Origin of the sequence: Streptosporangium sp. NPDC020145, from assembly GCF_040631275.1 — a bacterium.
In the GTDB taxonomy this organism is placed as follows: domain Bacteria; phylum Actinomycetota; class Actinomycetes; order Streptosporangiales; family Streptosporangiaceae; genus Streptosporangium.
Window position 1 is genome coordinate 175131 of sequence record NZ_JBEXZT010000006.1, and the last position, 13621, is coordinate 188751.

9 protein-coding genes are annotated in these 13621 nt (G+C 69.4%); 4 read left to right on the forward strand and 5 right to left on the reverse strand.

Annotated elements, in window-relative coordinates; genetic code table 11:
- Window positions 1-9 precede the first annotated feature (9 nt).
- Together ABZ463_RS14235 and ABZ463_RS14240 are read left to right on the forward strand one after the other, a co-directional pair.
- Entirely contained in the window at window positions 10-2436 is a 2427-nt protein-coding gene (locus ABZ463_RS14235; protein WP_362776137.1) for a molybdopterin oxidoreductase family protein, read from the forward strand.
- 1 nt (window position 2437) lies between these two features.
- Window positions 2438-2896, forward strand: coding sequence for a hypothetical protein (locus tag ABZ463_RS14240; protein ID WP_352011911.1), 459 nt, complete (start codon window positions 2438-2440; stop codon window positions 2894-2896).
- A gap of 5 nt (window positions 2897-2901) precedes the next feature.
- Here the strand turns inward: ABZ463_RS14240 and ABZ463_RS14245 are convergent, their stop codons facing one another.
- From ABZ463_RS14245 to ABZ463_RS14255, 3 genes are all read right to left on the reverse strand, one after another.
- Window positions 2902-3897 carry a DMT family transporter gene (locus tag ABZ463_RS14245; protein WP_362776139.1) on the reverse strand — a complete coding sequence of 332 codons (996 nt, stop codon included), beginning with the start codon at window positions 3895-3897 and terminating at the stop codon, window positions 2902-2904.
- Between the two features lie 162 nt (window positions 3898-4059).
- Window positions 4060-5358 carry a M20/M25/M40 family metallo-hydrolase gene (locus ABZ463_RS14250; protein ID WP_352011909.1) on the reverse strand — a complete coding sequence of 433 codons (1299 nt, stop codon included), beginning with the start codon at window positions 5356-5358 and terminating at the stop codon, window positions 4060-4062.
- Window positions 5345-6337: an Lrp/AsnC family transcriptional regulator gene (locus tag ABZ463_RS14255; RefSeq protein WP_352011908.1), complete on the reverse strand. Its 993-nt coding sequence runs from the start codon at window positions 6335-6337 to the stop codon at window positions 5345-5347. The genes ABZ463_RS14250 and ABZ463_RS14255 overlap by 14 nt, the downstream gene beginning before the upstream one ends.
- Before the next feature lie 143 nt (window positions 6338-6480).
- Here ABZ463_RS14255 and ABZ463_RS14260 point away from each other — a divergent pair, with 143 nt between their 5' ends.
- A complete protein-coding gene (locus ABZ463_RS14260) occupies window positions 6481-7770 on the forward strand; it encodes an MFS transporter (RefSeq protein ID WP_352011907.1) in 1290 nt (429 codons plus the stop codon).
- 556 nt (window positions 7771-8326) lie between these two features.
- Window positions 8327-11230, forward strand: coding sequence for a BTAD domain-containing putative transcriptional regulator (locus ABZ463_RS14265; RefSeq protein ID WP_362776142.1), 2904 nt, complete (start codon window positions 8327-8329; stop codon window positions 11228-11230).
- Here ABZ463_RS14265 and ABZ463_RS14270 read toward each other — a convergent pair.
- Window positions 11178-12395 carry an MFS transporter gene (locus tag ABZ463_RS14270; RefSeq protein ID WP_362776144.1) on the reverse strand — a complete coding sequence of 406 codons (1218 nt, stop codon included), beginning with the start codon at window positions 12393-12395 and terminating at the stop codon, window positions 11178-11180. The two genes, ABZ463_RS14265 and ABZ463_RS14270, sit on opposite strands and share 53 nt — an antisense overlap.
- Window positions 12386-13600 carry a hypothetical protein gene (locus tag ABZ463_RS14275; RefSeq protein WP_362776146.1) on the reverse strand — a complete coding sequence of 405 codons (1215 nt, stop codon included), beginning with the start codon at window positions 13598-13600 and terminating at the stop codon, window positions 12386-12388. The genes ABZ463_RS14270 and ABZ463_RS14275 overlap by 10 nt, the downstream gene beginning before the upstream one ends.
- Window positions 13601-13621 lie beyond the last annotated feature (21 nt).

Here is a 13621-nt window from a genome sequence, read left to right on the forward strand (position 1 = left end):
CCCGAGGGCGTGCGCGCCCTGCTGCCCGGCGATCCGGGCCGGCACAGTGCCTGGCCGGTGCGGGTGGACGCCTTCCTTGAGGAGGGCGTCCAGGAGAAGGACGTCGAGAAGTGGGTGCAGGCCGCCTCGATCCTGCACTCCAACGGCGACGCGATGGACATCGCCGTCGCCGGAGGCCGGATCGTCGGAGTACGCGGCCGGGCGGGCGACAGGGTCAACCACGGGCGGCTCGACCCCAAGGACCTGTACGGCTGGCAGGCCGCAAACAGCCCCGACCGGCTCACACGTCCCCTGGTACGTGAGGGCGACCGGCTGGTCGAGACGGACTGGGACACCGCGATGGGGCGGATCGTCGCCCGCTCAAGGGAACTGCTCGACGGACCGGGTGGCTGGGGCCACTTCGGCTTCCACACCAGTGGCCAGCTGTTCCTGGAGGAGTACTACACCCTGGGCGTGATCGGCAAGGCCGGGATCGGCACACCGCACATGGACGGCAACACCCGGCTGTGCACGGCGACCGCCGCCGCGGCGCTGAAGGAGAGCTTCGGCACCGACGGGCAGCCCGGCTCCTACACCGACGTCGACCACTGCGACGCGATCGCGCTGTGGGGGCACAACGTGGCCGAGACGCAGACGGTGCTGTGGATGCGGATGCTGGACCGGCGCCGTGGCCCCCGGCCCCCGGCCATGATCGCCGTCGACCCTCGGGAGACGCCGGTGGCGCGGGAGGCCGACGTGCACCTGGCGGTACGGCCCGGCACGAACATGGCGCTGATGAACGCCCTGATCCACCGGCTGATCGACAAGGGGTGGTACGACGAGGAGTACGTCCGCTCGCACACGATCGGATTCGAGGAGCTGTGCCGGGTCGTGCGGGACTGCCCGCCCGGATGGGCGGCGGAGATCTGCGACGTGCCGGTGCGCTCCATCGAGCACGCCGCGGAGATCCTGGGGTCCTCCAGGAGGCTGCTGTCGACGGTGCTGCAGGGCTTCTACCAGTCCAACCAGGCCACCGCCGCCGCCTGCCAGGTCAACAACATCCATCTGCTGCGCGGCATGCTGGGCCGCCCCGGAGCGGGGCTCTACCAGATGAACGGCCAGCCGACCGCGCAGAACACCCGCGAGACCGGGGCCGACGGCGACCTGCCCGGGATGCGCAACTGGGACAATCCCCAGCACGTTCGGCAGCTCGCCGAACTGTGGAACGTCGAGCCCTCGGTCATCCCGCACTGGGCTCCCCCGACGCACGCCATGCAGGTCTTCCGCTACGCCGAACAGGGCTCGATCAAGCTGCTGTGGGTCTCGGCGACCAATCCCGCCGTCTCCCTGCCCGACCTGGCGCGCGTCCGCCGGATCCTCTCCAGGGAGGACCTGTTCCTCGTCGTGCAGGACATCTTCCTGACGGAGACCGCGATGCTGGCCGACGTGGTGCTGCCCGCGGCCACCTGGGGGGAGAAACAGGGCACGTTCACCAGCGTCGACCGTACCGTCCACCTGGCCGACAAGGCGGTGGAGCCGCCCGGCGAGGCCCGCTCCGACCTGGACATCTTCCTCGACTACGCCCGCCGGATGGACTTCCGCGACAAGGACGGCGCGCCGTTGGTCAAATGGCACGATCCCGAGTCGGCGTTCGAGGCGTGGAAGGCGTGCTCGGCCGGGCGTCCGTGCGACTACACCGGCATCACCTACGAGCTGCTGCGCGGCGGAAGCGGTGTCCAGTGGCCGTGCACGCCCTCGGCTCCGCGCGGCACCGAAAGGCTCTACACCGGCGGGCGCTTCAACACCGACCCCGGCTACTGCGAGGACTACGGGCACGACCTGCTCACCGGCGCCGCCTACGACGAGGAACGCCACCGGGCCATGGAACCGCGGGGGCGGGCGTTCCTGCGGGCCGCGCCGTACCAGCCCTCCCCCGAGGTGACGAGCGAGGAGCATCCGACGCTGCTGACCACCGGCCGCACCGTCTATCACTTCCACACCCGCACCAAGACCGCCCGCGCGCCCCAGCTGAACGACGCCGCCCCCGAATGCTGGGTGGAGATCGCCCCCGGTGACGCCGCCGCGCTGGGGGTGGCCGAGGGGGACCTGGTTCGTGTGGAGTCTCCCCGGGGGGCGCTGGAGGCCAGGGCCAGGGTGTGCGGGACCCGTCCCGGGGTGGTGTTCGTGCCGTTCCACTACGGCTACTGGGACCGTGGCGAGCCCGGCCCCGGCGGGGAGGCCCCCCGCGCGGCCAACGAGCTGACGCTCACCGGCTGGGACCCTGTGTCCAAGCAGCCGATCTTCAAGGTCGCCGCGGTCCGGGTGACCAGGGTCTCCTCCGGGGGCGGGGTGCCTTCCGCCGCCCCCACCGTCGGCGTCGTCCCCGCCGACCCACGGGTCCCGGCCACGAGGGGCGGGCCCGCCGCGCAGGTCCGCGAACGCGTCGAGGAGGCGTGACATGCACCTGGCGCACTATCTTGGGTTGCTGCACAGGTCGCAGACCGAGCTGGCGGACGCCTTCCGCGAGGTCGGGCGGGGCCATCGTGACGAGCCCGACGTCCATCACGTCTGCGAGCGGCTGGCCGGGCAGTGCGACGAGCACGCCCGCAGGCTGGCGCCCTTCGCCCGGCGTTACTCCGAGAAGGCTCCCGACGAGCCCGAGAGACTGCACGCCACCCTGTTCTCCGGCACCCGCACCGGCGGCCTGGGACTGCTGCGCGACCTGCACGACCTTTACCTCATGGCCGCCGAGTGCGACATCTCCTGGACCCTGATCGGTCAGGCCGCGCAGGGGGCGCGGGACGAGGACCTGCTCGGCGTCGTCGAGGTCTGCGAGAAGGAGACCGCCGTCCAGCTGCTGTGGCTGCGCACCCGCATGAAGCAGGCCGCCCCCCAGGCCCTGGTGGTCGCCTCGTGAGCGGCCTACCGCCGCGCCGCTCCGCCCGCGTCCTGGGAGGACTCGCTTCGTGACGCCGGTTCCGGAGTCCTCCCCCGCACGGTGGGCCGCCGCGTGCGCAGCGCGTGGAGCAGGCGGGCGGACGCGCCGCCGTTCTCGGCCGCGAGTACGGCCAGCAGCATGAGCGCCGCGCCGGACCATCCGACGACGGTCAGCCGGTCACCGGCGAGCCAGAAGCCGAACAGCCCCGCGAAGACGGGTTCGGTGGTCAGGAGCAGGGACGTGCGCACCGGTGAGGTGTGCCGCTGCGCGTAGGACTGGACGAAGTAGGCCAGGGCGCTGGCCACCACCGCGGTGAAGGCGATGGCCCACCAGGTGTCGGTGGCCGTCGGTGTGACAAGCCCGCCGGTGGCCGAGGCGACCGCGAGCGCGGCGATCCCGCAGACGCCCAGCTGCACGACGACCATGGAACCCACGGGAAAACGGCGGACGGTCCTGTCCGTGACGATGATGTGCGCGGCGAAGCCCAGGCTGCAGCCCAGCGTGAGGGCGTCGCCGACCGGGCTCCAGGCGCCGCCGAACCCCGACAGGAGCAGAAGCCCGCACGCGGCCAGGGCGATGCACACCCACACCCGGCCGCTGACCGCCTGGCGCAGCACGAGCCAGGCGAGGATCGGGGTGAAGACCACGGACAGGCCGGTGATGAATCCGGAGTTGGACGCGGTCGTGTAGGCCAGTCCGACGGTCTGGAGACCGTACCCGGCCGTGAGAAGGGCCCCCAGCGTGAGACCGGCCCGCCAGCCGGCCGCCGGTAGCCGCCGCAGGTCCCTGCCGTAGGGCACCAGCAGTACGGCCGCCGCCGACAGGAACCGGAGCGCGATGAACGACCACGGCGGAACGTCCCGGATGGCGTCCTGGGTCACGGTGAACGTCAGGCCGAAACAGAGGGCGACGCCGACGAGCCCGAGCTCGGCGACACGTCTGCTCCGTGTCCCGGCCTGACCGCCGCTGGGGGTTCTCACGTGGCTGAATTCCTTCGTCTTGCTGAGCCTGCCAGGGGATCTCCGGGGCTTCGCCCCAGCAGTGGATCATGCCAGGCGGCTCTCGCTCCGGCGGCCCGGTCCAGGGCGCGCGAGCCGCGGACGAGCCGGGACGGCGCGCCCCGGCGGCCGGACCCCGCGACGTCAGTAGGTCGAGAGCAGATGATGCAGGACACGCACGCCGAAGCGGAGCGCGGACTCGGGAACACGTTCGTCCACCCCGTGGAACATGGCGGCGAAGTCCATCTCCGGCGGGAGCCGCAGAGGGACGAACCCGTACCCGTGGATCCCCATCCGATGGAAGGTCCTGTTGTCGGTCCCCGCGGACAGGCAGTAGGGCACGACGCGCCCCTGTGGATCCTCGGTCCTGAGCGCGCCCAGCATGGCCTCGACCAGCGGGGTGTCGAACGGAGCCTCCACCGCCTCCTCGAAGTCGATGCGCTCACTGGACACCCGGGGCCCGGCCAGCCGGTGGAGCGTGTCGAGGAAGTCGTCCTTCAGCCCCGGAAGGAAACGCCCGTCGATCTCGGCGACGGCCAGTTCGGGCACGACGTTCGTGGCGTACCCGGCGTGGAACTGTGTCGGATTGGCCACGTGGCGCAGCGAGGCCCCGATGAAACGGGCCGTCGGCCCGAGTTTGCCGAGGACACCGTCGATGTCGTCCTCATCGAACGGCACGCCGCAGGCGTGGCAGATCTCCTTGAGCATGCGGAGGGTCGTGGGGGTCAGCCGCTGCGGCCAGTGGTGGGCGCCGATCCGGCTCACGGCCGCCGCCAGCTCCGTCACCGAGTTGTCCGGGTGGATCATGGAGCCGTGACCCGCCTGGCCCTCGGCGCGCATGCGAATCCACGCCAGCCCCTTCTGCGCCGTCTCCACCAGGTAGAGCCGCAGGTCGGGGGCGATCGAGACGGAGTAACCGCCGACTTCGCCGATGGCCTCCGCGCATCCCTCGAACAGTTCCGGGTGCTCGCGCACCAGGAACCGTGCGCCGTGGTCCCCGCCGGCCTCCTCGTCGGCCAGCCAGACGAAGACCAGGTCCCGCCGCGGCCGGATTCCCCTGCGCACCATGTCGCGCACGACGGCGACCATCATCGCGTCCATGTGTTTCATGTCGACGGCCCCGCGGCCCCATATCCAGCCGTCGATCACCTCACCGGCGAACGGGGGCACGGTCCAGTCACGCGGGTCGGCCGGGACGACGTCGAGATGCCCGTGCACGAGCAGCGCGGGAAGCCCGGGCACGGTCCCGCTCATGCGGACGATCACGTTGCCCCGGCGAGGCTCGCTCTCGATGTAGGTGGGGTCGAGGCCGACCTCGCCGAGCCACCGCATGACCAGCTCGGCCGCCTCGCGTTCGCCGGGGCCGTCGCTGCCGAGATTGCTGGTGTCGATCCGGATGAGCTCGGCGCACATGCGTACGGTCTCGTCCTCAAGGACCGTCATGCGGACTCCTTGTCAGAAGGCCGTCCTTCGGCAGGTGCCCTCGTTTGTAGGCCCGGGTGATGAACGCCATGTCCACATCGACCACGTCGGTCAGTCCTCCGACGACCCGGGTGACGAATCTGTACAGGTCCGCCTCGTGGGCCAGGCAGACCTCGACCAGGAGATCATGACTGCCCGCGATGGCCGCGCAGTAGCGGACTCCGGGATGGCGGGCGAGCGCCCTCCCCACCTCGTCCAGGCCGGCGGGACGCACCTCCAGGCCGAGCTGGGCCTCGACGCGCAGGCCGAGCAGCGCGGGTTCCGCCTCGACGCGCAGGTGGACCATCTGCTGTTCCAGCAGCGAGGTCACCTTACGCCGAGCGGTCGGTACCGAGATGCCGAGTTCGTCGGCGATCTGGGTGTAGCTCATGCGGCCGTCGCGCACGAGCATCTCCGCCACCTGGCGGTCGACGCCCCCGAAGTCGACCCGATCCGGTAGCTCGGCGAGCAGCGGGACGCCCAGGGCCCCCACCGCGGCGCACTCCTGCTCGCTGAGCAGGGGGGCGTGCCAGTCGGCGACCGTGGTGAACGTCCTGAGCACCACCTGTGCCTCGGTGGCCCGTACCCCGGGGACGGCCGGTATCTCGTCGGCGAGGATCCCGTGCAGGTTCCGCAGCGGACCCTCTCCCGAGGCGACGAGTTCGCACCACAGATCGGCGGCCCCGGTGATCGCGAAGACCCCGCGTACGTCCGGCCGGGCGGCCAGGACACGGGCCGTGGCGTCCACCGATCCCGGTTCCGTGCTGACGCGTACGTGCACGGGGCTGCCGACACCGGCGCGCAGGTCGTCGTAGGTGGCCGTGATCCGGATGGCGCCGACGGCGAGCATGCGCTGCACGCGCCGCGCCACCGTGCGTTCGTTCTCACCGAGCACCCGCCCCAGGTCCCCCCAGGTGGCCCGGGGTGAGATCTGCAGCGCCGCGACGAGACGACGATCCAATTCATCAAGTATGTCGGAATCTAACATCCAGAACCTCAATATAGCGCTTTCGTAAACATTAATACCACTCCTTGCCTCAATATGTCATCAGGTGCAAACTTCTCGGCATACAGCCAGCCGTCAGACGACGAAGGAGTTCAGTGGTGACGGTCGACTCCGCGGTCACTCCCACCCTCCGCAGCCGCACACGCCAGTTACTGTCCACCTCAGCGGGAAACCTGGTGGAGTGGTACGACTGGCTGGCGTACGCGTTTCTCACCACTTACTTCGCGGATCAGGTGTTCCCCGACACCGGGCACAGCCTCGTCCCCCTGCTCAGCGCCTTCGCCGTCTTCGCGGTCGGCTTCGTCATGCGCCCGATCGGCGGCCTCGCCATCGGTGCGATCGCCGACCGCGCCGGCCGGCGCCCGGCCATGACCCTCACCGTCGCACTCATGGGCGTGAGCCAGCTCGCGATGGTCCTTCTGCCCACCTACGCACAGGCCGGGCTGTTGTCCCCGCTGTTGCTGATCGTCATACGCCTGGTCCAGGGATTCTCCGTGGGCGGCGAGTTCGCCGTGTCGTCGGTGTTCCTGGTGGAGTCGGCACCCCCCGGCCGGCGCGGGCTGTTCTCCAGCTTCAGCTACTTCAGCTCCAACCTCGGCCAGCTCATGGCGGCCGGCGTGGCGAGCCTGCTCGGCAACATGCTCTCCATGGACCAGATGTCCTCCTGGGGATGGCGGCTCGCCTTCGCCCTGGGGGCGCTGCTTTCCCTGCTCGGCCTGTGGGTCCGATACGGAGCCGAGGAGACGTACGTCCACGCCGAGGCGATCAGGAAGGGCGCCGTGGACAGGCCGGGACTCTTCGACTTCCTTCGCAGGCATCCCAAGGAGTCGATGCTCATCGTCGGCATGACCGCGGGAGCCACCGTCAGCTTCTACACCTGGTCCATATACCTGCCGACGTACGCCACGATCACCGCAGGCGCGGACCCGGCGCGGGCGCTCACGGTGAGCACGATCGCGCTCGTGTTCTTCACGGCGATCCAGCCCCTCGGAGGGCTGCTGGCGGATCGCGTGGGCAGGAAGCCCCTGCTCGTCGTCTTCGGAGCGGGCTTCACCGTGCTGACGGTCCCGATGCTCGGCATGCTGCAGGACTCCTTCTGGAATCTGCTGCTCATCTCGTGCGTGGCCATGGTGCTGCTGACCGGTTACACCTCGGTGTGCTCAGCGGTCATGGTCGAGTTGTTCCCCTCGAAGGTCCGCACGACGGGCATCGGTTTTCCCTACGCGCTCACCGTGGCGCTGTTCGGCGGCACCGCACCGTACGTCGCCACGATGCTCGCCGACGGGGGGCACGGACAGGTCTTCGGCTGGTACGCCAGCGCGCTCACTCTTGTCTCCACCGTCGTCTACATCCGCATGCGCGAGACCAGGGACACGGTGCTCGACTGAGTGAACCGCCCCTGGTGGCCCGGTAGGCCCGGTACGAGCGCGGACTGACCCGAACCCGCGAGCGGCGCCTCCGGGCCACCGCGCGTGCCGGGGCGGCGCGTTCCCAGGAACGCCGAGGCGAGCACGCCGGGCGCGCGTGCCACCACGGGAACGGAGCCGCCCGGCGCGGGCGTAGGTCAGCACCCCCTGCCGTCCGCGCCGCTCCCCCTCACCTGGAGTAGTCGTCTCCGCCCGGATCAGACAGGGCGTACCGCAGCGGATGACACGCCATAGGCCATCCGAAATCAGCAAATAAACACCGAAACTACCAACCCATAACCAATCAACAGACGACCTACAATGTCGGGAGACGGGGTTCGTAGAGAAGTTGAGCACTTGGCTGATTAAAGCCCGACCGCATCCTAGAAGGTTTTCCGCCCGAAAATCCCGCATGAGATATACATACTCGTCCGACAGTTATGTCTGACGCCCCGTTGGGGCCTTCGTCATGGAATGGATCATGGTGGATGATGAGATTCATCGAAGAGCCGTCGACGGGTCGCCTCCGGCTTCGGCAGTGGATCACCTCCCCCCTCGCCTCCTGTTCCAGGTCCTGGGGCCTCTCCAGCTGACGGTCGACGGCCGTTGTGTCCCCCTGCGCGGCACCAGACTGCAGACGACCCTCGGCCTGCTGTTGAGCCAGCCGAACAAGGCGGTTTCGGACAGTCATTTAATCGACGGACTGTGGCCGGAGAATCCCCCGCCGTCGGCGGCCGCGAACCTCCGCGCCTACATACGCAGCCTGCGGCAGCTTCTCGGCGATCCGCAGAGGGTGGCGCGCATGTCGCGCGGATATCTGCTGCGGGCGGAGCCTCACGAGATCGACGTTCTGCATTTCGCCGAGCTGACCGCCCAGAGTGATCATTTCATCGAACAGGGGGACATCAGGCGGGCGGCCGACCTGCTCCGGCAGGCACTGGACAAGTGGAGCGGCCCAGCCTATTCAGGGCTTCACGCCAGCGGCCCGCTCCGCACCGAGGCCGCGGTCCTGGAGGAGCAACGTTTCAGATCCGCTCACCGGTGGGTGGAGCTGGAGATCAAACTCGGGCACCACGCGGAAATGATACCGATCCTTCTCCAGCTCATCGAAGACTTCCCCCTGCGCGAAAAGCTGCGCGCCCAGCTGATGGAGGCCCTCTACCGCGCCGACCGGCAGGCGGAGGCACTGGAGGTGTACCGGGAGACACGGGCGCTGTTCATCGAATCGCTCGGCATCGAACCGGGCCAGGAACTACGGGAACTGGAACAACTGGTACTGCGCGGAGGCTCCCTGGCGGAGGCGGAGCCTGCGGAGCCCGTCGTGACGTCACCCCCTCGCAACATCGTCCCCGCGGACACCGCCGACTTCACCGGCCGGGACAAGGAGGTCGCGTTGCTGTCCGAGTGGCTGACCGGCTCTCCTGGAGGCACGCCTCCGATCGTTGTCGTGTCCGCACGCGGAGGCGCGGGAAAGACCACCCTGGCGGTCCACATGGCCAACCGTCTGCGGAACAGGTTTCCCGACGGTCAGATCTACGTCCATCTGCGCGGCGCCGAGACGACGCACCGGACGATGCCCGAGGTCGCGCTGGCCAGCATGCTTCGCGCCCTCGGGGTACCCGACACCCGGATTCCGGAGAACCACGACGAGCGTGGGGGCATGCTCCGGGCGATACTCTCCGACCGGAGAGTCCTGCTGATCATCGATGACGCCGGCGACGAGAGTCAGGTGATGCCTCTCATACCCGGCATGGGCGGATGCGCCATGCTGGTCACCAGCAGACGCAGGCTCACCGCCATCCCCGGAGCGCGCCTGCTGGAACTGGAGCCTTTCACCGAGGACCAGGCACTCAGGTTCCTGCGGCACATGGTCGGTTCCAACCGGATGGACGCCGACTCCAAGGCGAGCCTCGCGCTCACCCGTCTCTGCGGACGGCATCCGCTGGCGTTGCGAATCGCCGGAGCCCGTCTCGCCGCCAGGCCGCACTGGTCGCTGGCCCGGATGGTCAGCAGGCTCACCGACGAGCACCGGCGATTCGACGAACTCGTCCACGGAGAGCTCGACGTACGGGCCAACCTGATGGTCTCCTACAGGGCGCTGCAGCCGCGAGCACGTCTCCTGCTCATGCTCCTGGGGGCCCTGGACGCCGTGGACCTTGAGGAGTGGGTGGCGGTCACGTTGCTGGACAGCTCGTTCCTTGAGGCCGAGGACCTCCTCGACCAGCTCGTGGACAGCCATCTGGTCAACACCGCGACCACTCCTTCCGGGCGGGTCCGCTACAGCCTGCACGATCTGATCCGCATCTTCGCGCGTGAGCGCGCCCAGCAGGAGCTCGCGCCCGACGATCTCCGGGAGGCGTTGCAACGCGCCTTCGGCGCGCTGCTGACCGTCACGGAACACGCCCACACGCTCCTCGCGGGCCGCGACCACCTGGTGGTGCACAGTAACGCCCCCCGCTGGGAGGTCGGCCCCGAGGTGCTGGACGACATCGTCACCGATCCCGTGGCGTGGTGCGAGACCGAACTGACGAACATCTCCGCCGCGGTGCAGCAGACGGCGGCGCTGGGCCTTGACGAGCTGTGCTGGGACATCGCGGTGACGGCGGCTCCCCTTCTGGAGGTACGCCGTCATCTGGACGAGTGGCAGCACATGCACGAGATCGCGCTCGCCACCGTGAGGGCCGCCGGCAATCCGCGCGGGGAGGCCGTCATCCTGACCGAGCTGGGCGAGCTGAGCCTGGGGCTTCACGACCACCGCAGGGCGGTCGACTTCCTGGAGGACGCCGCGCGCATCCTCACCGGTCTGCAGGACAGGCACGCCCACGCCCTCGCCCAGCTGAAGCTGGCCGCACTGGACCGGCTGGGCGGGCGGCTCGACATGGCCCTGCGGCGGGCGCAGGACAGCGTGACCGTCCTGAACGATCTGGGTGACCTGGGAAACCAGGCACTCGCCCTTCGGCAGATCGGGCAGATACACACCCAGCTCGGCGAGCACTGTCGAGCCCGGGAACACTTCGAACGAGCGCTGAGCGCGGCCGAACAGGCCGGAGCGTCCCGCCTCGTCCAGCAGATCAACTACCGGCTGGGAGAACTTGACGTGGAATGCGAACGGCCGCAGGCCTCCGTCCCCCGTTTCGAGGCCGTACTGGACTTCTGCCGCTCCATCGGGGACCGGGTCGGCATGGCCTACGCCTTCTACGGACTGGGCCGGGCGCAGGCGGCCATGGGGCGGCTCCAGGAATCCGGTCAGACGCTCGCCCTCGCGCTGACGCACGCCGAGGACACCAACGAGCGCATCGTCGAAGCGGAGATCCATCAGTACCTCGGCAAACTCGCCCACGCCCGTGGCCGGGCGGCCGAGGCGGCAGGGCAGTTCCACATCGCGGGCGTCATCTTCCGGGAGCTGGGTGTTGTGCCGCGGAAAGACGACGCGTTCCCATGACGGCGGCGAGTGCGACGACGACACAGCAGAGGAGCGGCGTCAGGAAAACCCGGTTACCGCCGTACTCGTCCGCGGTCCATCCCGCCATCGGCGCGCCGAGCGCCACCCCGGCCCCGAGACCGGTACTGATCCAGGTCATCCCCTCGGTCAGCCTCTCCGGGGGAACCAGCCGCTCGACCAGGCCGGTGGCGAGGATGAGGATCGGCGCGCACGCGGCCCCGGAGACCAGGAGCACACCGCCCAGGACGTAGAGGTTGTCCGTCACCAGCATGGGCGCCGTCGTCAGCGTCAGCAGGATCGCCGCGGCCGTCAGCTGCCTGGGGACGCTCCAGGAAAGCCGGCGCCTGCCGAAGAGGACGCCGGAAATCCCGCTCCCCAGCGCGTAAAGCGCGAGAATCCAGCTCGCCAGCACGGTCTGACGGTGTTCGGTGGCGAAGCCGACGACGGCCACCTCAACGGACCCGAAAAGACCCCCCATCGCCGTGCAGACGGCGACCACGGCCCACAGCCCCCGCGCCTTGAGAAGCACGCCGCCACGGCGTTCGGAGACGGTCGCGACCGGCGGCTCGGTGGCTGTCCGCGAGGCGAGCAGCCGGCATCCCGTGAACAACAGCACGGCCGCCGCCACGAGCCCCGCCTCGGCTCCCGCCACCAGGGACAGGTTGACCGCGAGCACCGGTCCCACGATGAAGATGAGGTCGTCGACCACGGACTCCATCGCGTACGCGGTGTGGAGCCGATCGGTTCCCTGCAGCAGGTGAGCCCACCTGGCACGCACCATGGAGCCGACGTTGGGCATCAGACCGACCAGCGCGGCGCAGCCGAAGAGCGTCCAGGCAGGCGCTCGCAGCGAACCGCAGACCACCAGGCCCGTCAGCCCGGTGACGGCGGCCAGCGACGCCGGCACGACCACCCGGCGCTGCCCCAGGCGATCCGCCGCTCGCGACAGCGGTGGCCCGAAGACGGCATAACAGAGCGTCTGGGTCGCGGTGACGGCACCGCCCAGCCCGTAGGAACCGTACCGGGCGGCGACCATGATCACTATGCTGACGCCGATGACGGCCACGGGGAGCCTGGCCAGCACCCCCGAGACCGCCATCCCCCTGGCGCCGGGAACCGCGAGCACCCGCGCGTAGGGAGCCAGCGGCGAGGAGATCACACGCATGACCGCTGCACCGGTTCCGTGACGCAGACGAAGGCGTCCAGGGTGGCGTTGATCGCCGACTCGACGTCCGCGACGGTCCCGGCACGGTAGCGGAAACGGCCGAGAAGCTCCTCACCACCGGACGGGCCGTCGAAGCGGTGGCCGGGTTCGAGGAGGTCCTCGCCGTACAGTCCTTCGATCGTCCCGGCGAGGGAGGGCCGCGACAGCAACCGGTGTCCCGCGGGGCCGGGAACCTGCAGGTATCCAGCGATCTCCCGGCTCTCGGACGAAACGCCGATGGTCTGCGGGCGCTCTCCGAGCTGCAGCCGGATCCAGTCGCCGACGACGTCCACCCCGTAGACGTCCCGCAGGACGAACGCGATCTCGCCACCGCCCACCCGTGCCGCCACCTCAAGGAACACCGGCCCTGACGCGGACTCGATGATCTCCAGGTGGAACGCCGAACGGTGAAGACCGAGCCCGGTCAGGCAACGCAGCGTGAAGGCGAGCATGGCGTCGGCCACCGGCCCCTCCTGCACGGCGGACCCGAGCGGCGTGCCACGGCTGTACTCGTAGCAGGTGTTGACGTAGCGCGACGCGCGGGCGAAAAGAAACCGATCGGCTTCGACGATCCCGTCGACGTGCCAGATCGGGCCGTCGACGTACTCCTCGACCTCGTAGTCGTCGTGGCCGGACCGTTCGAGCTCCGTGAGAACCTCCGACAGTTCGAAGGAGTTGTGAACGATGTGGCAGCCCTTGCTCGCGGTCTGCGCGCGCGGTTTGACGACGACGGGCCCGCCCACGCGTCGCCGGAACTCCCCGATATCGGCGGGTGACTTCACCGTCGCGAAACGCGGGACCCGTACGCCGGCGTCGGCCAGGACGGTTTTCATGGTCACCTTGTCGCGAAAACGCCGTACCTGGGAGGAGTCGTCTCCTGGAACACCGCAGACCTCCCGGATGCGGGCACCGGTGGTCAGGTCGAACTCCGACAGCGCGAGGACCAGGTCGAACCTTCCGCAGGCCTCCTGGACGGCCTGGGCCGCGGCGACCACCTCAGCCTCGTCGTCGAGACCGTCCAGCACGGTGACGTGCCGCGCCTCTTCCGGAATCCACGGCAGATGCGTGGGCACGGTCACGTAACACACCTCGTGACGGAGGTGGTCGACGTAGTCGCCGTAGGCCGAGAACTCATCGTCCCACCGGTTCACGACGAGGACTCTCACATTGCTCTCCTTGCTCGATGG

Coding starts and splice junctions, on each gene's coding strand:
- ABZ463_RS14250 (WP_352011909.1), bottom strand. CDS start 5,358: ATGACGGTCCTTGAGGACGAGACCGTACGCATGTGCGCCGAGCTCATC.
- ABZ463_RS14240 (WP_352011911.1), top strand. CDS start 2,438: ATGCACCTGGCGCACTATCTTGGGTTGCTGCACAGGTCGCAGACCGAG.
- ABZ463_RS14270 (WP_362776144.1), bottom strand. CDS start 12,395: ATGCGTGTGATCTCCTCGCCGCTGGCTCCCTACGCGCGGGTGCTCGCG.